This window comes from Glycomyces mayteni, from assembly GCF_042428885.1.
GTDB lineage: Bacteria > Actinomycetota > Actinomycetes > Mycobacteriales > Micromonosporaceae > Glycomyces > Glycomyces mayteni.
The window spans coordinates 989,944-1,009,769 of record NZ_JBHMBP010000001.1 but is presented as its reverse complement, the minus strand read 5'-3'; the positions used below and the strand labels follow the sequence as shown (position 1 = coordinate 1,009,769).

12 protein-coding genes are annotated in these 19,826 nt (G+C 72.2%); 2 read left to right on the top strand and 10 right to left on the bottom strand.

All coding sequences use genetic code 11. The features are described 5' to 3' along the window. Positions 1-25: 25 nt before the first annotated feature. Positions 26-1,099 (top strand): LacI family DNA-binding transcriptional regulator, encoded by a 1,074-nt coding sequence (locus ACFFXY_RS04700; protein WP_382346344.1) that lies wholly within the window; start codon positions 26-28, stop codon positions 1,097-1,099. Positions 1,100-1,155: 56 nt separating this feature from the next. Here the strand turns inward: ACFFXY_RS04700 and ACFFXY_RS04695 are convergent, their stop codons facing one another. The 6 genes from ACFFXY_RS04695 to ACFFXY_RS04670 all read right to left on the bottom strand — a co-directional run bounded on the left by ACFFXY_RS04695 (position 1,156) and on the right by ACFFXY_RS04670 (position 14,030). Then, positions 1,156-2,259, bottom strand: a complete 1,104-nt coding sequence (locus ACFFXY_RS04695) for an FG-GAP repeat domain-containing protein (protein ID WP_382346342.1) — start codon at positions 2,257-2,259, stop codon at positions 1,156-1,158. Beyond that, positions 2,256-2,906 carry an FG-GAP repeat domain-containing protein gene (locus ACFFXY_RS04690; RefSeq protein WP_382346339.1) on the bottom strand — a complete coding sequence of 217 codons (651 nt, stop codon included), beginning with the start codon at positions 2,904-2,906 and terminating at the stop codon, positions 2,256-2,258. Before ACFFXY_RS04690 ends, ACFFXY_RS04695 begins: the two co-directional genes overlap by 4 nt. Further along, the gene (locus ACFFXY_RS04685) at positions 2,885-4,633 is read right to left on the bottom strand and encodes an FG-GAP repeat domain-containing protein (RefSeq protein ID WP_382346336.1); all 1,749 of its coding nucleotides are present in this window, start codon (positions 4,631-4,633) and stop codon (positions 2,885-2,887) included. Before ACFFXY_RS04685 ends, ACFFXY_RS04690 begins: the two co-directional genes overlap by 22 nt. A gap of 165 nt (positions 4,634-4,798) precedes the next feature. Further along, positions 4,799-6,505 (bottom strand): FG-GAP repeat domain-containing protein, encoded by a 1,707-nt coding sequence (locus tag ACFFXY_RS04680; protein WP_382346333.1) that lies wholly within the window; start codon positions 6,503-6,505, stop codon positions 4,799-4,801. A 172-nt stretch (positions 6,506-6,677) separates the two neighbouring features. Next, positions 6,678-10,289 (bottom strand): FG-GAP repeat domain-containing protein, encoded by a 3,612-nt coding sequence (locus tag ACFFXY_RS04675; protein WP_382346330.1) that lies wholly within the window; start codon positions 10,287-10,289, stop codon positions 6,678-6,680. Between the two features lie 126 nt (positions 10,290-10,415). Further along, positions 10,416-14,030: an FG-GAP-like repeat-containing protein gene (locus ACFFXY_RS04670; protein ID WP_382346327.1), complete on the bottom strand. Its 3,615-nt coding sequence runs from the start codon at positions 14,028-14,030 to the stop codon at positions 10,416-10,418. Positions 14,031-14,294: 264 nt separating this feature from the next. Between ACFFXY_RS04670 and ACFFXY_RS04665 the strand changes: the two genes are divergently transcribed. Beyond that, a complete protein-coding gene (locus ACFFXY_RS04665; protein WP_382346324.1) occupies positions 14,295-16,448 on the top strand; it encodes a (Fe-S)-binding protein in 2,154 nt (717 codons plus the stop codon). Positions 16,449-16,535: 87 nt separating this feature from the next. Here the strand turns inward: ACFFXY_RS04665 and ACFFXY_RS04660 are convergent, their stop codons facing one another. The 4 genes from ACFFXY_RS04660 to ACFFXY_RS04645 form a co-directional block, all read right to left on the bottom strand. Next, positions 16,536-17,075, bottom strand: coding sequence for a nucleoside deaminase (locus ACFFXY_RS04660; RefSeq protein ID WP_382346320.1), 540 nt, complete (start codon positions 17,073-17,075; stop codon positions 16,536-16,538). Between the two features lie 12 nt (positions 17,076-17,087). Further along, positions 17,088-17,594 (bottom strand): tRNA adenosine deaminase-associated protein, encoded by a 507-nt coding sequence (locus tag ACFFXY_RS04655; RefSeq protein WP_382346317.1) that lies wholly within the window; start codon positions 17,592-17,594, stop codon positions 17,088-17,090. Positions 17,595-18,059: 465 nt separating this feature from the next. Continuing rightward, positions 18,060-19,445 carry a PrsW family intramembrane metalloprotease gene (locus ACFFXY_RS04650; RefSeq protein WP_382346314.1) on the bottom strand — a complete coding sequence of 462 codons (1,386 nt, stop codon included), beginning with the start codon at positions 19,443-19,445 and terminating at the stop codon, positions 18,060-18,062. Continuing rightward, on the bottom strand, positions 19,442-19,816 hold the full coding sequence (locus tag ACFFXY_RS04645; protein ID WP_382346311.1) for an STAS domain-containing protein: 375 nt from the start codon (positions 19,814-19,816) through the stop codon (positions 19,442-19,444). Before ACFFXY_RS04645 ends, ACFFXY_RS04650 begins: the two co-directional genes overlap by 4 nt. Positions 19,817-19,826: the final 10 nt, after the last annotated feature.

Genomic DNA, 19,826 nt, shown 5'->3' with positions numbered 1-19,826 from the left:
GCGACGAAGCCCGAGGTGATGCACGATGACCGAGACCCGACTTGAGGCGCCAGGCGAACCTGGCGAGCGCTCCGGCCGCAGGCGCAGCGGCGGGCGGCCGACGCTCGACACGGTCGCGCGCCATGCCGGCGTCGGCCGGGGCACGGTCTCCCGCGTCATCAACGGCTCCCCGAAGGTCGCCGAGGACACGCGCGCGGCGGTCCTGGCCGCCATCAAAGAGCTGGGGTACGTCCCCAACCAGGCGGCCAGGACCCTCGTGACGCAGCGGACGGACACGGTGGCGCTCGTCGTCACCGAGTCGCAGGAGTGGCTGTGGTCGGAGCCGTTCTTCGCGGGGGTGCTGCGCGGGATCACCGAGCAGCTCGCCGAGGAGAACATGCGGCTCATGCTCACGTTCGCGCCCCGCGACGGCAACCGCACCGACCTGGAGTCCTACCTCATGGGCCAGCACGTCGACGGCGTCATGATGGTCTCCAGCCACTCCGGCGACCCGCTCCCCGAGCGCCTCGAAGAGGCCGGCATCCCCATCGTCCTGTGCGGCACACCCGTGGGCTTCCGCCCCGTCGCGTACGTCGACTGCGACAACCGCTCGGGCGCCCGCCAGGCCGTCGAGTACCTCGCCGAGCGCGGCCACAAGCGGATCGGCATCATCGCCGGGCCGCAGGACATGGCCGTGGGCGTCGACCGCCTCAACGGCTACCGCGACGGCCTCCGCGGCCACCGCCTCCCCGTCGAGGAGGGCCTCGTGTCCGTCGCCGAGGGCTTCGACGAGGCCAGCGGCATCAAGGCCGCCCGCCACCTCTTCGACACCGCCGGCGACCTCGACGCGGTCTTCGCCAACTCCGACCCCCTCGCCATGGCGACGCTCCGCGTCGCCCGCGAGCGCGGCATCGCGGTCCCCGACGACCTCGCCCTCGTCGGCTTCGACGACTCCCCCCTCGCCGAGTTCGCCGAGCCCCCCCTCACCACCGTCCACCAGCCCACCGAGACCATGGGCCGCGAAATGGCCCGCCTCCTCTGCGGCAGAATCCGCGGCGAAGAGGCCGGCCCCCTCGTCACCATCCTCGGCACCAGAATCGTGGTCCGCGAATCCGCTTAGGATGCAGGACAGAAGGCCCCGGCTCCTTGCGGAGCCGGGGCCTTTTCGCCTGGTTGTCAGGCGATGAACTTGATGGAGTTCCAGCCGGTGCCCACCGACTTCGAGGACGGGAAGCCCCCGGCGCCGTTGCCCTTGTAGAGGATCAGGGCGCCGTCGGCGGCTCTGCGCGCGAGAAGGTCGACGTGCCCGTCGCGGTCGGCGTCGCCGATCGCGGCGAGGGCGTTCATCTTGTTCCAGCCGCACCCGACCTTGACGGTGCCCGAGAAGCCGCCTTTGCCGTTGCCGCGGTACAGGTAGAGGCAGCCGTCGGAGGTGCGGGCGGCAAGGAGGTCGGCGTGGCCGTCGTGGTCGAGGTCGCCGACCGCGGTGAGTTCGCGCATCGCGTTCCAGCCGGTGCCGATCCGGGTGCGGGAGCCGACGCCGCCTTCGCCGGTGCCCGGGTAGAGCCACAGGTAGCCGGTGGCGGCCTCGCGGGCGACGATGTCGGGCTTGCCGTCGCCGGTGTAGTCCTGGCCGCCGAGGATGGCGCTCATCTTGTTCCAGCCGGTGCCGACGTCGGTGATGCCGCCGCCCTGGTCCCAGTCGTTGCCGCCCGCGTGCGTCGAGAGCAGCCCGTCGTCGTACCGGATGAGGAGGTCGGGAAGCCAGTCGCCGTTCATGTCGCCCGCGGTCTCGATGAGGGTGATCCCGTCGATGAGGTACTCGTGGTCGCGGCGGGGGCCGAAGGTCCCGGTCCCGGTGCCGGGGTAGCGGCTCAGGTCGGTGGGTTCGGCGGACCTGACGGCGTAGAGGTCCGAGGTGTAGTCCTGGTCGTAGTCGTACGTGTGGTCGTAGACCGTGGCGGGGAGCCGGTGGGCGGTGCCCGCCGCGGCGAGCCTGGTCTTGTACCGGGCGTTGCCGTACATGTCGCCTTCGAGGAGCAGCAGCTCGCCGGACTGCCGGTTGACGGCGACGAGGTCCTGGTAGCCGTCTTCGTTGCGGTCCCCGGCGGCCGTCACCTGGAGGAACTGGGTGGGGTCGTCGAAGCTGTAGAGCGAGCTCGCGTAGTAGCCGTAGGACGTGAAACTGCCGTCGCCGTCCGATCCCAGGTGCAGGTAGCCGCCCCTGACCATGCTGTGGAGCAGCAGTTGGGGTCCGGTGCCGCGGTCGACGGTGGTCATGGAGTCGAAGAAGGCCCAGTCCTCGCCGAACCGTCGATGCCGGGCGCGGTGCGGGCGCCGAAGGTGCCGTCGCCGTCGCCCGGGAACACGTAGAACTGCCCGTCGGACTTGCGGACCGCGGCGATGTCGAGGAGGCCGTCGCCGGTGAAGTCCCCGGCGGAGCTGAAGGCGGCCATGGTGTTCCAGCCGGTGCCGAGGTTGATGCGCGGCCCCAGGCCGCCCGCCCCGTCGCCGGGGTAGGTGTACAGGGTGCCGGTGCGGTTGTCGCGGGCGAGGAGGTCGGGGGTGCCGTCGCCGGTGAGGTCTCCGGCCATGACGACGTCCATGGGACCCCAGCCGGAGGCGACGGAGACGGGCGCGGGGAGGGTCTCGTCGCCCCGGCCCGCGGAGAACAGGAGGGCGCCGTCGGACTTGCGGACCGAGTAGAGGTCCTGGTATCCGTCGCCGTTGTAGTCGAAGTGGTCGCCGGGGGTCTCGGCCGCCTGCGCGGGGCCCGCGCCGAACGCGGTGAGCAGGGCGGCGCCGAGCGCGGCCGCGGCGGTCGCCGCGGCGAGCCGGGGGGCACGCCGCGGCCGGGAGCGGTGGTTCATGCGGTCGTCCTCATGTCGTCGTGGGCTGGTGGCGGTCAGGCGAGCAGGTTCATCCATGACCACTCCTCGTCGCCCCATGCGGCGCTGATCGGGGTAAACGAGTCGTAGTCGCCCCTGCCGTTGCCGTAGTAGAGGTTGGTCCGGCCGTCCGAGGTGCGGCGGGCGACCCAGTCGGCGTGGCCGTCGAGGTCGAGGTCGCCGACCGAGGCGAGGTTCTCCCAGCCCGCGAAGCCGCACGCGATCAGCGTGCGCGACTTGAAGGTGAGGTTCCCGTTGCCGCCGTAGAAGTACAGGCAGTTGTCGGCGGTCCTGACCGCGATCAGGTCGTCGCGGCCGTCGTGGTCGAGGTCGCCGACGGCGGTGAGCTGGCGCATCGAGTTCCAGCCGGTGCCGATCTTCACGCGGGAGCCGAGCCCGCCGGTGCCGTTCCCCGGGTAGAAGTACAGGTCCCCGGTGGACGCCTGGCTCGCGACCACGTCGGTCCTGCCGTCGCCGTTGAAGTCCTGGCCTCCGACGATGGCGCTCATGGAGTTCCAGCCGGTGCCGACCTTGATGCGGGCGACCGCTCCGGCGATGTGGCCGTCGCCGGGGTAGAGGTACAGGTTGCCGGAGGAGTCGCGGGCGAACAGGTCGGGGAAGCCGTCCCCGGTGAAGTCCCCGGCGGTCTCCAGGAGCGTCATGCTCCGGAACCCGGTCCCCCACGAGTCGCTGCCCCACCAGGAGCCGGCCTGCGGCTGCTGGGTGGAGACGAGCCCGTCGGTGCTGCGGTAGACGATCTCGTCGACGGCGTTGCCGTCGTAGTCGTAGGTGCGGTCCGTGTCGGTGGAGGCCAGGCGCTGCCCGCCCCAGCCGGTCGCGATGACGACCGGATCGCGGAGCGCGGTGGCGGTCCCCTCCTGCTCGTCGAAGGAGACGGTGTGGAGTTCGAGTTCCCCGGTGCGCGAGTCGATCGCGACGACGTCGGGGACGCCGTCGCCGTCGAGATCACCTGCCGGCGCCACCTGGGAGTATCGCTCCGCGGTGCCCTGGCCGAGGGAGCCGTCGAGGACGGAGGTCACGTTCTCCTTCCACGTCCTGCCGCCGCCGGAGACCATCACGTACTCCCCGGTGGTCTCCCGGACGAGGATCTCGTCGCGCGGCCAGCCGTCGGTCGAGCCCACCGTGATGATGGTCTCGGCATCGTCCCAGCCGCGGTACTGCTCGTCGGCGAGGTAGCGGGTGCCGAAGGTGCCGTCCCCGCGGCCCGCGTACATGTACAGCCGCCAGTCGGCCTTGCGGACCGCGTACAGGTCGAGGTGCCCGTCGTTGTTGAAGTCGCCCGCGGAGGCGATCACGCTGATGCCGTTCCAGCCGGTCCCGGCGGCGATGCGCGCGCCGAAGCGGCCGGTCCCGTCGCCCGGGTACGTGTAGAGGGCGCCGGTCCGGGTGTCGCGGGCCAGCAGGTCCGCGCGGCCGTCGCCGGTCAGGTCTCCGGGGGTGACGATGTCCATCCCTCCCCAGCCCGCCCCGCGGGAGACGCCGGCGGCCAAGGTCCCGCCTCCGTTGCCCGCGTAGAACACCAGGTTCCCGTCGGACTTGCGGACGGCCAGGAGGTCCGCGCGGCCGTCGCTGTTGAAGTCGTTGGAAGCGGAGGCGGCCGCGGTCTGGGCCGCTGCGTCCACGCCGCCCGGATCGGCGGCCTGGGCGCCCGCGGCGCTCAGGAACACGGCACCGAGCGCGAGCGCCGCGACGGCGGCCGCACGCCGTGTCGCGGCACCGCGGCGGGGGGATTCTGGAATGCGCATGGGTGGTCCTGTGAGGTGCTGAGGAGGGTGGGGTCGCTGAGGCGCGGGGAGCGCCGTCTCGTACACGCGTCTGAGAACCGGACGGTTGCGTACGGTTCCACGGTAGACGAAGAGCGGTCCGGCCGCCGTCCTCGCGGGCGGCGGCCGGGCCGGTCGGGAGGCGGGTCAGACGATGGTGCTGAGGGTGTTCCAGCCGGTGCCGACGCGGACGGAGGACAGGAAGCCGCCGTTCGCGTCGCCGCGGTACAGGAACAGGTTGCCGTCGGAGGCGCGGCGGGCGACGATGTCGCCGCGCCCGTCGCCGTTGAAGTCCCCGACGGCGGCGACGGCGTTCATGCCGGCCCAGCCGCAGCCGATCTTGACGGCCTGGCCGACGCCGCCGCTGGCGTTGCCGCGGTATAGGTACAGGCACTCGTCGTCCTTGTTGACCGCGACGATGTCGGGCTGGCCGTCGCCGGTCAGGTCCCCGGCGAGGGTGATCTCGCGCAGCACGTCCCAGCCGGTGCCGAACTGGAGCGCCGTCCGGAACGTGCCGTCGCCGCGCCCTGCGTACACGAACATCCAGTGCGTCTCGGTGCTGCGGGCGACGATGTCGGTCCAGCCGTCGCCGTTGACGTCGTGCCCGGAGACGATCGCGTCGAAGGAGTTCCAGCCGGTGCCGATCTTGACCGGGCCGTTCAGGCCGCCGTCCACGCCGGTGCCGCGGAAGAACCACAGGACGCCGTCGGCGCTGTGGGCGAGGACGTCCTGGTGGCCGTCCTCGTCGATGTCGCCCGCGGTCTCGACGAGCGTCAGGCCCGCCCAGCCGGTGCCGACCTGCACGGACCGGCCGAAGCCGCCCGCCCCGTCGCCGGGGTAGTAGAACAGCGCGCCGTCGGAGGAGCGGACCGCGTACACGTCGGTGCGACCGTCCGCGCCGAAGTCGTACTCGCCGCCGCCCTGCACGGACGGGAGGCGCTCGTCGCTCCACCCGCCGCCCAGGCCCACGGCGTCGACCACGGGCGTCGGGTCGTCGGCGAGGGTGCTCAGCGACAGCTCCCCGGAGCGCCCGTCGACCGCGAGCACGTCGGGGAGGCCGTCCCCGTTGTAGTCGCCGCCGCCGGACACGTCGGAGGCGTGGCCGCCCGAGCGCGCCACCAGGTCCCCGTCGACCGCGATCTCCTCGCCGAAGCCGCTCGTGCAGTCGCCGAGGAGCACGGCGTACCCGCCGTCGGCCCGGTCGCGGCCGAGGACGTCGTCGCACCCGTTCCCGTCGACGTCGCCGAGGACGGTGAGCACGTCCCGCTCGTTCCAGGCCGACCCGACCGAGGACCGGGCCCCGAAGGTGCCGTTCCCGAGCCCGGGGTAGAAGAACAGCTCGCCGTCGGACTCGCGGACGGCGAGGAGGTCGGCGGCGCCGTCGCCGTCGAAGTCCCCTCCGGCGGCGAACATCCCGATGGAGTCCCACCCGTACCCGACGAACACGCGCTGGCCGAAGCCGCCCGTCCCGTTGCCGGGGTAGGTGAAGAGGGTGCCGGTCGCGTTCTCGCGGGCGACCAGGTCGGGGAGGCCGTCGCCGGTGAGGTCCCCGGCCGCGGACACGTCGTACCCGCCCCACCCGGTGCCGATGGAGGCGCCCGGGTCGAACGTGCCGTCGCCGTTGCCGGCGTGGAGGATCAGGCGCCCGTTGCGGCGCACGGTGAGGAGGTCGTCGACGCCGTCGCCGGTGTAGTCGCGGCTCACGTCGGCCGCGGCGGGCTCGACGGCGTCCGCGGTGGGGTCGGTCACCTGCGCGGCGGCCACGCCGGGCGCGGCGATGATCGCCGCACCCGCGGCCACGGCCGCGGAGCGCAGGAGGCGGAGGCGGCGCCTCCAGGATGAGAGTCGTTGCATCGCAATGCATCCTGTCAGGTCAAGGGATCCTGGTCGGGCCGCTTCCGGCGACCCTGTAGATAGGACGCTCACGCTCCGCAATCTGACGCACCCGTTTCCGTAAAGGGGCCGAACGGATGAAGAAGGCCCGGTCACCCCCTACGGGACGACCGGGCCTCAAGTGAACAGCCGGTTAAGCGATTGTGGACATCCGGTTCCACCCGGTCCCGATCGCGACCGCGGACGCGAAACCGCCCGCGCCGTTCCCCTTGTACAGGAACAGCTTCCCGTCCGAGTTGCGCCGGGCCGCCAGGTCGGCGTGCCCGTCCCCGTCGAAGTCCCCGACACTCGCCAGCGCATCCAGCCCGGCCCACCCGCAGCCGACCTTCACGCCGCTCTGGAGCGCGCCGGTCCCGGTGCTGTCGTACCGGTACAGGCAGTTGTCGGAGGTGCGGACCGCCAGCAGGTCGGCGTGCCCGTCGTGGTCGAGGTCCCCGACCGCGGTCAGCTCCCGCATGGCGTTCCAGCCGCTGCCGGTCTTGACGCGGGCCCCGACCGTCCCGTCGCCCTTCCCGGGGTAGAGCCACAGGTATCCCGTGGCGGCTTCGCGGGCGACGATGTCGACCTTCCCGTCGCCGTTGAAGTCCTGGCCGGAGACGAGGGCGCTCATCTTGTGCCAGCCGGTGCCCACGGCGCCGATGCCCCTGTTGAAGTTCCCGCCGATGCCGCCCCTGAACACTTCGAGGTCGCCGCCCTCCCAGCGGACCAGGAGGTCGGGCAGTCCGTCGCCGGTCATGTCCCCGGCGGTCTCCACCAGGTCGGCACCGCCGACGTAGGCGACGTCGTCGCCTGCGACGAGTCCGCTGCCGGCGCCCTCGTAGATCTTCAGGACCCCGTCGGCGGCGCGCAGCCCGTACACGTCGGTGTGGAGGTCTCCGGTGTAGTCGTACGGGTCGGCGGCGTCGACCGCGGGGACGCGGAAGGCGCCGCCGGTCTTCGAGAGGACGGTGACGGCGGGCGTGTAGTCGGCTCCGGCGATGAGCAGGAGTTCGCCGGTCCTGGCGTCGACGGCCACGAAGTCGTCGCGGCCGTCGGCGTTCTGGTCGCCCGCCGCGGTGATCTGCGCGTACGTGCGGTAGGTGCCGTCGCTGCGGACGGTGGCCATGCCGAGCGCCGCCGTCGAGTTCTCGACGCCGCCCCTGCCGTTGCCGTTCAGGACCTGGTAGTCCCCGTTGGTGTCGCGGAGGAGCAGGTCCGGCAGCGCGTCGTTGTTGCCCCTCGGGCTGAGCGTCATCATGCCGGTGTAGCTCCCCCACCCGTTGCCGCCGGTCGGGAGCGCCGGGAAGGTCCGGGCGCCGAAGGTGCCGTCGCCCTTGCCGGGGTGGAACAGCAGCCTGCCGTCGGATTCGCGGATGGCGAACAGGTCGACGGTGCCGTTCCCGTCGAAGTCGGCCGCCGAGGTGAAGACGCTGATCGCGTTCCAGCCGCCGCCGGCGAGGATGCGGGGCTCGAAGTTCCCGGCGCCGTCACCCGGGTAGGTGTACAGATTCCCGGTCCTGGTGTCACGGGCGAGGAGGTCGGGGTCGCCGTCGCCGGTGAGGTCGCCCGCCATGACGACGTCCATCGCGTTCCAGCCGCCGCCTCGGGAGACGGCCGTACCGAGGGCGCCGTCGCCCTTGCCGGGGTAGAAGAGCAGGTGCCCGTCGGACTTGCGGACCAGGTACAGGTCTTGGAACCGGTCGCCGTTGTAGTCGTACGTGTTCACGGTCGCGGGAATGACCACCGTGGACGAGTAGTCGTACTGGCCCGCGTCGTCGGTGGCCCTGAAGGACGCCACGCCGGAGCCGTCGCGCAGTTCGAACGCGAATTCGGCGGTGGTGCCATCGCGCAGCACGACCGTCTCGACGCCGTCGCACAGGTCGCCGGAGGCGCAGGCGACGTCGATCTCGGCTCTGCCGTCGGGGAAGCCGTCGTCGCTGACGGTGACGTCGACCGCGACGGTGTCGCCGATGTAGTGCGGACCCGGCGCGACCGCGACGCCGACGACTTCGGGCCAGGCCGTGTCGACGCCGAAGTAACAGGTCTTCACGGTGCTGAAGGCGGTCGTCGAGGACTCGACGGTGTACACCGCGCGGTAGCGTCCGGGGCCGAGCGGCTCGTCGAGCTGCCCGGCGGGCCGCGAGCCGTCGGGGGCGTCGAGCGGTCCGGCCGCGGCGACCGGTTCTCCGGTGTAGGCGTCGAACACCTCGGCGGACCAGGTGAGACCGAGGTCGATCAGGTCGGGGCGCCACGTCTCGATGCGGTGGTCGCCGCCGAGGCTCGCGACCGCGCTCCGGTAGTACCTGGGCGCCGAGGAGGTGCCGCAGGAGGAGGTCGGGATGCTGAAGAGGTATCCGACGATGTCGAAGTAGACGTCAAGGCGCGCGGTGGCGCCGTCGAAGCGGGCGGTCTCGGCGCTGTCGGCCATGGCGAGCAGGGCGGGCGAGTAGTCGCTGTTCCCGTTCGACCACACCGGCGCCAGCAGGTCGGAGACGTCGTAGGCGGCGGTGCCGTCGGCGCAGGTCCCCGCGGCCGTCGCGCCGGTGGCGGACGGCCTGCTCGACCAGGTCGTGGTGAGGAGGTATCCGGCGGGACGGGCGAGATCGGGGGCGCGGCACTCGGCGCCTTCGGCGGCGTCGATCCGGAACGACGCGGAGGCCACCGGGTAGGTGAAGCCCTCGACCGCGGTCGCACGCAGCGACTCGATCATCGGCCACGGGAAGCTCCAGTAGGAGGCGGCCTGGTGGACCGTTTCGCACGCGGGGTCGGCGAGCGCGTCGCAGTACGGTCCCGCGAGCACGTCGCCGGTCTCTCCGGCCGCTTCGAAGTACGGCTCGTCGAGGCCGCCCTCGCCGCGGTGGAGCGCGAGCTCGGCGGCGGAGGTGACCGATCCCCAGCCGGGGACGGGGAACTCGCGGAGCGCCCACTGCGCGGTCAGCTCCAGCGGGTACGCGGCTGTCGCGAGCACCTCCTCGGGGACGGTGACGGTGAGCGCGCCGGACTCGTCCTGCTCGATCTCGGCCGGAGTGACGGCGCCGTCGGCGTCGCGCACGGTGAACGGAGTGGTCCCCTCGACCTGCACGCCGTAGGCGTAGTCGGTGTCGGCGAAGACGGCGAGCGCACCGGAATCGGTCACGTACGCGGAGTCTTCGGGGCCGACGGCGAGCCCCTCGGCGACGGCGTCCCAGGCAGCGCGGTCGGCGACGGTGAACCGCAGGTCCGCGGCGGCGGTGTCGACGTCGGCGGCGAAGTCGAGCCCGGGAGCGAGCCCGCGGTAGGCGGCGGTGGTCCCGGAGTAGGCCGGAACCGGGGTCGCGCCGTCCCAGTACAGCTCAGCGTAGGGCGTGTCGAGCAGCGGGAGCCCGGCGGCGTCGTAGGGGAGCCGGAACGGCCAGTCGGTGGCGGCAGGGGCGAGTGCTCCGTCGGCGGCGACGAGCGTCGGGTCCAGCGCACCCGCCTCGGCGTGCCCCTGGACCGGCGCGGTGGTCGCGACGTAGTGGAGGCGGTTCTCGGGGGTGACGTACACGGTCGCGTACGGGGTGCTGCGTCCGGTGAGGCGCACTTCGACGCCGCAGTCGCGGGCCGCTTGGAGTGCGGACTCCAGTCCGGCCGCGGCGGGGTCGTCGCCGAGCGCGGCGCAGTCGGTCGACCCAGTCTGGGCGGCCGCGGGGGCCGCGAGGATCGCCGCGCCGAGTGCGGCGGCGGTGAGCGCTGCGGCGGTCCTGGCGGAGGTCCGGCGCCGCGTTCCTGTGACGGGTGCGTTCATTCAGATGTCCCGGTGGTCGAGGGGAAGGGTGCCGGTCGCCCGCCCGCGGGGCGGCCGACCGGCTCCATGGAGACGGGGATTCGGGTCCGGCCGACGCACCCGCGAGTGCGGCGGCCGGACCCGCGATCATGCGATGGAGTTCATGGCGCTCCAGCCGGAGCCGATCTGCACGGACGACGTGAAGTCGCCCTTGCCGTCGCCCTTGTACAGGAACAGCCTCCCGTCGGACTTGCGCCTGGCCACGAGGTCGGCGCGACCGTCCCCGTCGAAGTCGCCGACGGCGGCGAGCGCGTCCATGGACGCCCAGCCGCAGCCGACCTCGACACCGCTCTTGACGCCCCCGGCGGACTTGCCGCCGTAGAAGTACATGCAGTTGTCGGAGGTGCGGACTGCGATCAGGTCGGCGATCCCGTCGTGGTCGAGGTCCCCGACCGCGGTGATCTCCTTCATCGCGGTCCAGCCGGTCCCGATCTTGACGCGCGCGCCGACGGCGCCGGAGCCGGTTCCCGGGTACAGCCACAGGTATCCGGTGGAGGTCTCGCGGGCGACGATGTCGACCTTCCCGTCGCCGTTGAAGTCATGGCCGGAGACGATCGCGCTCAGGGAGTTCCAGCCGGTGCCGATCTTGACGGCGGTCCCGAGGGCGCCGTCGCCCTTGCCGGGGTGGAGCCACAGAGTCCCGTCGGCGGCCTTGCGGGCGAGGAGGTCGGCGAAACCGTCGCCGTTGAGGTCCCCGGCGGTCTCGATGAGGTTCATGCCGGACAGGCCGGCGCCGAGGGACGAGCTGGTGAGGAAACCCCCCGTGCCGGTTCCGGTGTACAGGTACGTCGTGCCGGTGGAGCTGCGCCGCGCGGCGAGGTCGCTCGCGCCGCTGCCGTCGAAGTCGTACGCGCGGTCGTCCCCGACCGCGCTGAGGCGCTGGCCGCCCCATGCGGTGGCGACGGTCCGGCCCTGGTGGAGGGCGGTGCCGTCCTCGGCGAGGGAGTGCAGTTCGAGCTCACCGGTGCGGGAGTCGACGGCGAGGAGGTCCTCGTAGTTGTCGCCGTCGACGTCCCCGGCGCCGACGACCTGGGTGTAGCGGTCGGTCCCGGTGCCGTCGAGCGACGCGGGCACGGTCGCGCGGCTGTGGAACTGGGAGCCGCCGTTGTTGAAGTACAGGTAGTAGACGCCGGTGCGGTCGTCGTGGGCGAGGAGGTCGTCGTACCCGTCGCCGTCGACGTCGCCGGGGGTGGTGATGGTGTCGGCGCGGCTCCAGTCGTAGGCGATCTGGCTCTTGACGTAGGCCGCGGCGCCGAAGGTGCCGTCGCCCTTGCCGGGGTAGAGGTAGAGGGAGCCGGTGGAGGGCTTGACCGCGACGAGGTCGATGTTCCCGTCGTGGTCGAAGTCCCCTGAAGCGGTGAAGGCGCCCATGGCGCTCCAGCCGGTGCCGATCTGGACGCGGGTGCCGAGTCCGCCGGACCCGTTGCCGGGGTACAGGTAGAGTGCGCCGGTCGCGCTGTTGCGTCCGAGGACGTCGGGCCGGTCGTCGCCGTTCAGGTCGCCGGCCATGACGAGGTCGAATCCGCCCCATCCGGCGCCCTTGGCGACTCCGGGGGCGAAGGTCCCGTCGCCCTTGCCGGCGTGGAACACGAGGTTGCCGTCGGAGCGGCGGACCGTCATGAGGTCCTGGTGCCCGTCGCCGTTGTAGTCGTTGCGGGACCATGTGGCCTGGAGGCCGGGGGTGGGCATCGATGCCTCATTGCCCGCGGCGTCGTACATCCAGAAGCTCAGCCACGGATCGGAGGCGGGCGGGACGAGCTCGCACGTGCCGGTCGTGGCGCTGCTGAGGACCACCTCGCCCCTGGCGGGATCGAAGTTGCCTGCGGCGCAGCCGATCCGGAGCCAGTTGGCGCCGTCGGGGAAGCCCGTGTCGGTCGCGGTGACCTCGATGGCGACGGTGTCGCCGACGTAGTGCTGCCCGGGTGCGACCTCATAGCCGAGGAACTCGGGGTCGCTGGTGTCGACGTAGAGGCCGCACGGGGGCGCGGTGAAGGTGAACCCGCTGTCGGCGGTGATCGCGTAGACGACCTCGTAGCGGCCGTCGGGCAGCGCGTCGGCGTCGTCGACGCTGTACCAGTCCGTGGGCGAGTCGATCTCGGCGTCGCGGGGGGCGGTGCGGTGCACGGTCTCTCCGGTGGCGGCGTCGCGGAACTCGGCGGTCCAGGTGAAGCCCCGGTCGATGATCTGCCATTCCCAGGACTCGAAGGTGAACGCGCCGTATCGAGGGGTGTCGTCCGCGGTGTGGGTGAGCGCGGTGGAGCACAGGCCCGAGGTCGACTTCCAGTACTTGGTCCCGTAGACGCCGAAGTAGACGTCGAGGCGGGCCGACTCGCCGTCGAACCGGGCGGTCTCGTCGGCGCCGGTGATGCCGAGGGTCAGGGGTGCGAAGGAGTCGAGGCCGTCCCAGCTGTCCCGGACCGCCCCGGTGACGTCGTAGACGGCGCGGCCGCCGTCGCAGGAGCCGCTCATCGGGTCGCCGGTGGCGGCGGGGCGGTTCGCGTACGCGACGGCCGGGGTGTACTCCCCGGTGGCGCTGAGGTCCGGTGCGGTGCAGTCGGATCCTGCGGCGTCGACGCTGAAGGACGCGGACTCGACCGGGTAGGCGAAGGTGTAGAGCGACCCGGAGAAGTCGGGGTCGACGTACTGCTCGCCGGGGCCCTGGAAGTTCCAGTAGGCGTCGGCCTGCGCCGGGGCGGCGCATCCGGGGTCGGCGAGGGCGTCGCAGTAGGGTCCTGCGACGATGTCGCCGGTCTCTCCGGCGGCCTGGAAGTACGGCGTGTCCAGTCCGGCGTCGCCCTGGTAGAGGGCCAGGTCCGGTTCGGCGGAGGTGACGGCGCCCCATTCGGTTGTCGCGTGGTCGCGGTAGGCCCACTGGGTGGTGAGCGCGAGCGGGTACGCGGCGTCCGCGAGGGCGTCCTCGGGGAGGCTCATGGTGAGCACGCCGTCGGCGTCGATCGCGAGGTCCACCGGGGTGACGGCGCCTGCGGCGTCGCGGACGGTGAACGGGGTGGTCTGCTCGGCCATGTCCTCGGGGTAGGCGCCGTTGTCGAGGCGGATCGCGCCGTCCTCGACGACGAGTTCCACATCGCCGTAGTACTCGTCGATGACGAGGCCGGTGGACAGGGCGTCCCAGGCGGCGGCGTCCGCGGCGGTGAACACGAGTTCCGCAGAGCCGACCGCGAAGTCGAAGGAGAGGTCGAGTCCGGCGGAGAGCTCGTCGAACACGGCGGTGGTGCCGGAGTACGACGGCTTCGGGACGGGGCCGTCCCATTCGACGTAGGAGGTCCGGGTCTCGAACAGGAACCTGTCGATGTCGCGGTACGGCAGCGTGAAGTAGTAGCCGCTGCCGTCGACGTGCAGCTGCGTGCCGTACTCGACGATCGACGGGTCGGCGATGCCTTCGAGCGCGGTCGAGGTCTGCGAGGGGGCGGCGGTCCGCACCAGGTGGTACTGGCCCTCGGGGGTCGCGTAGAGGGTGGAGTGCGACTGCGAGGAGTGGTAGAGGCGGATCTCGACGCCGCATTCGGCGGCGACCTCGAAGGCCCTGTACTCCTGGGACCGCTCGTAGGGGTCGTCGCCGAGGGCAGCGCAGTCGTCCTGGGCGGTCGCGGTGCCCGGGGCGGCGAGCATGGCCGCGCCGATCGCGGTCGCCGCTGCCGCGGCCATCCGCCGGGGGCGGCGGTTGCGGGGGGCTTCGTTCATTCAGATGTCCTGTGGGTCCGTCGAGGGGTTCTCGGTTGTGGGGCGCCGCAGTGCGGCGAGGTGTACACGCCTGCACGTCGGGAACGGTTGCATCCGTTCACTTGCGACCCGTGCGGCGGCGGGCGCGGCCGCGGCCCGGGGACGGGGCCGGGGAGGCGCGGGGTGGTTCGACAGGATTGCTACCGACCAGTAACATGTAGGGTGATCGGCAGCACCGGACTGTCGTGTGACAGCACGTGTGAGCACAAGCGTCGAGAGGTCGCCATGGGAGTCGTCCAAATCGTCACGGCCGTGATCGCGTTCGCGTACACCGCGCTCGCCATCTGGCTGTTCGTCCGCGCCGGGCTGGGCATGCTCGCGCTCGTCAGGCTCGGGGCGCCGGACCTGACGCGGAAGGGCGACCGCGGGACGCGGGTGAAGACGATGCTGCGGGAGACCCTGGGGCACACCAGGATGCTCCAGTGGAGCGGCGTCGGGCTGGCGCACTGGGCCGTGTTCTTCGGGTTCTTCCTGCTGTTCCCGGCCCTGGTGCAGTCGTACTTCGAGGTCCTCAACCCGCACTGGAGCCTGCCGGTCGTCGGCCACTGGGACCTGTGGCTGCTCGGCTCCGAGCTCCTCACGGTGCTCACCGGCGTCGCGATCCTCTCGCTGTTCCTCGTCCGGATCCTCCGGCTGCCGCGCGCGCACCGGGTGCCGCCGGAGGGCGCCGCCTCGGACGCGGGCCAGCGGCGCTCCTCCTCCCGGTTCGAGGGCTCCCGGCAGTGGATGGCCTTCTACATCGAGGCCACGATCTTCACGATCGTCCTGTCGCACATGACGGTCCGCACGATCAAGGTCTCCCTCGGGGAGATCGACCACGAGTGGACCTCCCCGGTCTCGACGCTCCTCGCGGGCGTGTGGGACGGCGCCTCCGAGAACGCGCTGCTGACCGCGATCACCCTGGTCGGGCTGCTCGACATCCTCGTGTCGTGGACGTTCTTCCTGATGCTCGCGCTGCACCCGTCGATGGGCATCGGCTGGCACCGGGTCACCGCGTTCTTCAACATCTACTTCAAGCGCAACGCGGGCGGCGCGGTCTCCCTCGGCGCGGCCAAGCCGATGCTCGTCAAGGGCGAGCCCGCCGACTTCGAGCAGGCCGACCCCGAGACCGACCCGTTCGGCGTCGGCACCATCGCCGACTTCTCGTGGAAGGGCCTCCTGGACTTCTCCACGTGCACCGAGTGCGGCCGCTGCCAGTCGCAGTGCCCCGCGTGGAACACCGGCAAGCCCCTGTCGCCGAAGAAGCTCATCACGGACCTGCGCGACCACCTGTACGAGCAGGCCCCGTACCTGAAGGCCGCCGCCATCGCGAAGGAGCGCGGCGCCGACACCGTCGAGATCGAGCCGATCTCGATCATCGGGACGGTCATCGACCCCGACGTGCTGTGGTCGTGCACGACCTGCGGCGCCTGCGTCGAGCAGTGCCCGGTCGACATCGAGCACGTCGACCACATCCTGGACCTGCGCCGCAACATGGTCATGATGGAGTCGGACTTCCCGGCCGAGGCCCAGACGATGCTCCGCAACCTGGAGAACAAGGGCAACCCGTGGGGCGAGAACCCCGCGCAGCGCCTCAAGTGGGCCGAGGGCCTCGACTTCGAGGTGCCGATCGCGGAGGCGGGCGGCGACTTCGAGTACCTGTACTGGGTCGGGTGCGCGGGCGCGTACGACCCCAAGGCGCAGAAGACGTCCCGCGCGGTCGCGACGCTCCTGCACGACGCGGGCGTCAAGTTCGCGGTCCTCGGCGAGGCCGAGACGTGCACGGGCGACTCGGCGCGGCGCATCGGCCACGAGTTCATGTACCAGATGCTCGCCGAGCAGAACGTGGAGACGCTCAACGAGGTCGGCGCGGTGAAGATCGTCGCGACCTGCCCGCACTGCCTGAACACCATCGGCAACGAGTACGAGGACATCGGCGGCCACTACGAGGTCGTGCACCACACCGAGCTCCTCGGCGACCTCGTGCAGGCCGGGAAGATCACTCCGGTCGAGCAGCACGACGGGAAGCTCACCTACCACGACCCGTGCTACCTGGGCCGCCACAACCGGATCTTCACGCCGCCGCGCGAGCTGCTCGGGACGTTCGCGGAGGTCACCGAGATGCCCCGCAACAACGAGCGGTCGTTCTGCTGCGGCGCGGGCGGCGCCCGCATGTGGCTGGAGGAGCCGCTCGGCAAGCGCGTCAACCGCGAGCGGGCGGACGAGGCCGTGGCCACGGGCGCGAACACGGTCGCGGTCGGCTGCCCGTTCTGCTCCACGATGCTCCGCGACGGCGTCGCCGACGCCGGCCGCGAGGACGTCGAGGTCATCGACATCGCCCAGCTCCTCGCCCGCAGCCGCGAAGTGAAGGCGGAGAAGGCGGGCTCGGCTAGCGAGTGACCCTGTGCGGGAGGGCGGTACGAGTGCGTACCGCCCTTTCGCCTACCGTCCGCTGCGCCTCTGGTTCGGACTGCGTCCGCTGTACCTCTAGTTCGGACTTCGTCCGAAGTGCTCCCGCAGGAGGGCCGCGGATTCGGCTTCGAGGACGCCGGCGTAGACGTCGGGGTTGTGGTTGAGGCGGGGGTCGCGGACGACGTCCCAGAGGGAGCCGACCGCGCCGGTCTTGGGTTCCCAAGCGCCGAAGACGATTTCACCCACCCGGGCGAGCACGGCGGCGCCCGCGCACATCGTGCACGGCTCCAGGGTGACCACGAGGGTGCAGCCTTCGAGGCGCCAGCCGTCGCCGTGGACGGCGGCGGCCGCGCGGAGCGCGAGGACCTCCGCGTGGGCGGTGGGGTCGCCGAGGGCTTCGCGGGCGTTCGCGGCGGCGGCGAGCTCGCGCCCGTCGGGGCCGACGACGACCGCGCCGACCGGGAGGTCGGGACGCGGTGCGGGGGCGGGTTCGGCCTGGCGTGCCGGGCTGCCTGGCCGTGGGTGCGCCTCCGGGCCCGCCGGGAGGCCGGTGCCGCGCGCCGCGTCGAGGGCGCGCCGCATCCAGTGCTCGTGGACCTCGCGGCGGGACTGCATGTCGGGGGCCGGCTAGGCGCCGGTGGCGTCTTCCAGGGCCTCGGTGAACCCGATGGACTTGGCGACCTCGGAGACCACGTCGGAGGGCATCATGCCCTCCTTGGCGCACAGGGCGAGCAGGGTCGAGCCGGGGACGCCCAGGTCGCCCATGAGGTCCGCCTCGCCGACGGGCTCGGCGTCGAGCTCGGTCGGGCGGGCCGCGATGGACTCCTCGTCCTCGGAGTCGATCTCCTCGGTGTCCTCGGGTTCGAGGTCGCCCAGGAGGGCCTCGCCCAGGCGCGACTGCGACGCGTACTCGGCGTCGGACCCGAAGGTGCGCAGGTCGTCGCCGTTGTCGAGGCGCATCACCGTCAGGTACTCGTCGTCGGCGTCGACGAAGAGCAGCGTGAGGTCGGCGTCAGGGAAAGCCTCACGCATGACCTCGGCCGCGTCCTCGACGTCGGCAACAGCGTCGAGGTCGACCTCCGCGGCCTCCCATTCACCGCCCTCGCGGCCTACGGCCACAGCGAAATACGACACGATCCGTCCCCGTCTTCTCACTCAATGGAACCAGTCGCGCGTGGCGACTGCTCAAACGACCTACTGAAGGATGTGGCGGCCCGCGGTCGATGTAACCACAGGATCCAGTCGCCGGTCAGCAAAAGATACAGCTCGCATGAGAGCCCTGCGACCCCAGCGGCAGTCCCTGCGACGGCGGCTACGCCGACCGCAGCTCCGCGGTCACCGTAGCGCGCCAGCGCGGCTGCGGCGACAGCCCCGATCGTACTCGCGGCCAAAGTCACCCAGGCGAAGCCCGCCCCCGTCAGGCCGCTGCCCGACCCCTTGGCGTAGGCCAGGAGCCACAGGAGCACCCACAGGCCGCACAGTGCGGCTCCGGCGGCGACGGGGCCGACGCGGACGGGGTGGGGCTCCCTCCAGGAGGGGCGCCCGGTGCGCGCCGGGGGCGCGGCGGGGCCGGTCCAGGAGGTGGGCCCGATGGGTCCCTCATGCATGGGTGACAGGGTATGCGACGAGATAGGTCGGCGGGGGCGGCGGCGGGGCCAGCGGGAGGGGCATGACCGGCTGCGCGGGCGGGTCGATGGGGCGCATCACGCCGTCGGGGAAGGCGACGTGGTAGCGGCGGCCGTCCCACAGCGCGGGCGGGGTGCGGGGGTCGCGCCCGGCGTAGGCGGTGCGGGCGGTGTGCATGCGGTGCACGCCTTCGCGGACCGTGGGCTCGCTCCAGGGGGCGCCGATGCTCGCGAGGTCGTACTGCTCGGCGACGTCGGAGGCGGCCCGCTGGAAGTCCTTCATGGCGTCCTCGCCGGGCTTCCCGGCCCAGCGGCGGGCCCAGGCGCGGGCGGCGGCGCGGCGGGAGAAGCTGGCGAGGGACGCGAGTTCGGGGGGCGAGAGCTGCGCGGCGTGGACGAGGGGGAGGAGGCTGGTCTGGGTGCGGCGGGCGTCGGCGGCGCGGAGCCAGAGGGCGGCGCCGACCATGGTGAAGAACAGGGGCGCGAGGAACGCGGGGTAGAGGGCGAACCAGAGCGCGGGGAGGTCGAGGGCGACGCCGAGGACGGAGGAGCCGTTCCAGAGGGCGTGGAGTCCCATGCCGCACAGGAGCATCCCGATGATCCAGGCGGTCTGCTTGCCCTTGCGGCCGGGGAGGCGGGCGGCGCGGCCGAGGCCGATCGCGGAGAGGCCGGTCATGAGGGGGTGGGCGAACATGGTGGCGAGGCCGCGGACGGCGACGAGGATGGTGACCTGGGCGATGCCGGCGGCGTCGCCGAGGGACGCGCCGTAGACGTAGGCGCCGGAGGCGTAGAGGACGTTCTCGGAGACGGCGAAGCCGGCCCCGGCGAGTCCGCAGTAGACGATGGCGTCGAGGGTGCCGGTGAGGTGGCGGCGGGCGGTCCAGTAGACGAGGAGTGGGCCGAGGAGTTTGGCGATCTCCTCGATGACTGGGGCGGAGACGACGGCGGCGAGGTTCTGGTCGAGGCCGCCGCGGTGGAGGAGGTAGGCGGCGCCGGTGTTGACGCCGAGGGCGATGGCGGTGGCGACGCAGGCGCCCCAGCCGAAGCAGAACGCGAGGACGAGCCAGGGGCGGCGGCGGTAGCGGCCGAGCCAGAGGAACGTGCCGACGAGGATCGGGGCGGGCAGGAGCGCGGCGACGAGGCCGACGGCGGCGGCGCGCGCTCCGGCGCCGTCGACGATGGCCCAGCCGAGGACGGTGAGGCCGCCCGCGAAGAGGAGGGCGACGCCGGTGACGGTGCGGCCGCGGGCGCCGCGGGCGGTGCCCCACCAGGCGAGGGCCGCGCCGGTGATGGCGAGGCCGACGGCGACGCCGAGGACGGTGATGAGGGTGAGGAGTTCGTCGGAGATCGCGAGGTTCACGGCGCGGTCCCCTGCCCGGTTCCGGCGGCGGGGTCCTCGGGGCCGTCGCCGTCTTCGCGGATGACGAAGTGGTCGCCGATGCCGGAGACGGCGAGGAGCCGTTTGAGGAAGTCGCCGAGGTTCGCGAGGACGAGGACGGCGCGGGCGCGGGCGGCGGCCCTGGCGAGGATCACGAGGGTGCCGAGGCCGCGCGAGTCGCAGAACGTCACGCCGCGCATGTCGAGGACGACGCGCACGGGGTCGTCCGCGAGCGCGGCGTCGACGGCGCCGGTGAGACGGGGGGCGGTGTGCAGGTCGATTTCTCCGCTCAGCGCCACGATCGTCTCGTTCGACTCGCGGTATACCGAGATGTCGAGCTTCTGGTGCACCACGGCACAACCC

What these genes read in the sequence shown, in the direction of transcription:
- ACFFXY_RS04665 (WP_382346324.1), top strand. Translation starts at nt 14,295, where the DNA reads ATGGGAGTCGTCCAAATCGTCACGGCCGTGATCGCGTTCGCGTACACC.
- ACFFXY_RS04675 (WP_382346330.1), bottom strand. Translation starts at nt 10,289, where the DNA reads ATGAACGCACCCGTCACAGGAACGCGGCGCCGGACCTCCGCCAGGACC.
- ACFFXY_RS04700 (WP_382346344.1), top strand. Translation starts at nt 26, where the DNA reads ATGACCGAGACCCGACTTGAGGCGCCAGGCGAACCTGGCGAGCGCTCC.
- ACFFXY_RS04670 (WP_382346327.1), bottom strand. Translation starts at nt 14,030, where the DNA reads ATGAACGAAGCCCCCCGCAACCGCCGCCCCCGGCGGATGGCCGCGGCA.
- ACFFXY_RS04685 (WP_382346336.1), bottom strand. Translation starts at nt 4,633, where the DNA reads ATGCGCATTCCAGAATCCCCCCGCCGCGGTGCCGCGACACGGCGTGCG.
- ACFFXY_RS04690 (WP_382346339.1), bottom strand. Translation starts at nt 2,906, where the DNA reads ATGGATGAACCTGCTCGCCTGACCGCCACCAGCCCACGACGACATGAG.
- ACFFXY_RS04660 (WP_382346320.1), bottom strand. Translation starts at nt 17,075, where the DNA reads ATGCAGTCCCGCCGCGAGGTCCACGAGCACTGGATGCGGCGCGCCCTC.
- ACFFXY_RS04680 (WP_382346333.1), bottom strand. Translation starts at nt 6,505, where the DNA reads ATGCAACGACTCTCATCCTGGAGGCGCCGCCTCCGCCTCCTGCGCTCC.
- ACFFXY_RS04695 (WP_382346342.1), bottom strand. Translation starts at nt 2,259, where the DNA reads ATGACCACCGTCGACCGCGGCACCGGACCCCAACTGCTGCTCCACAGC.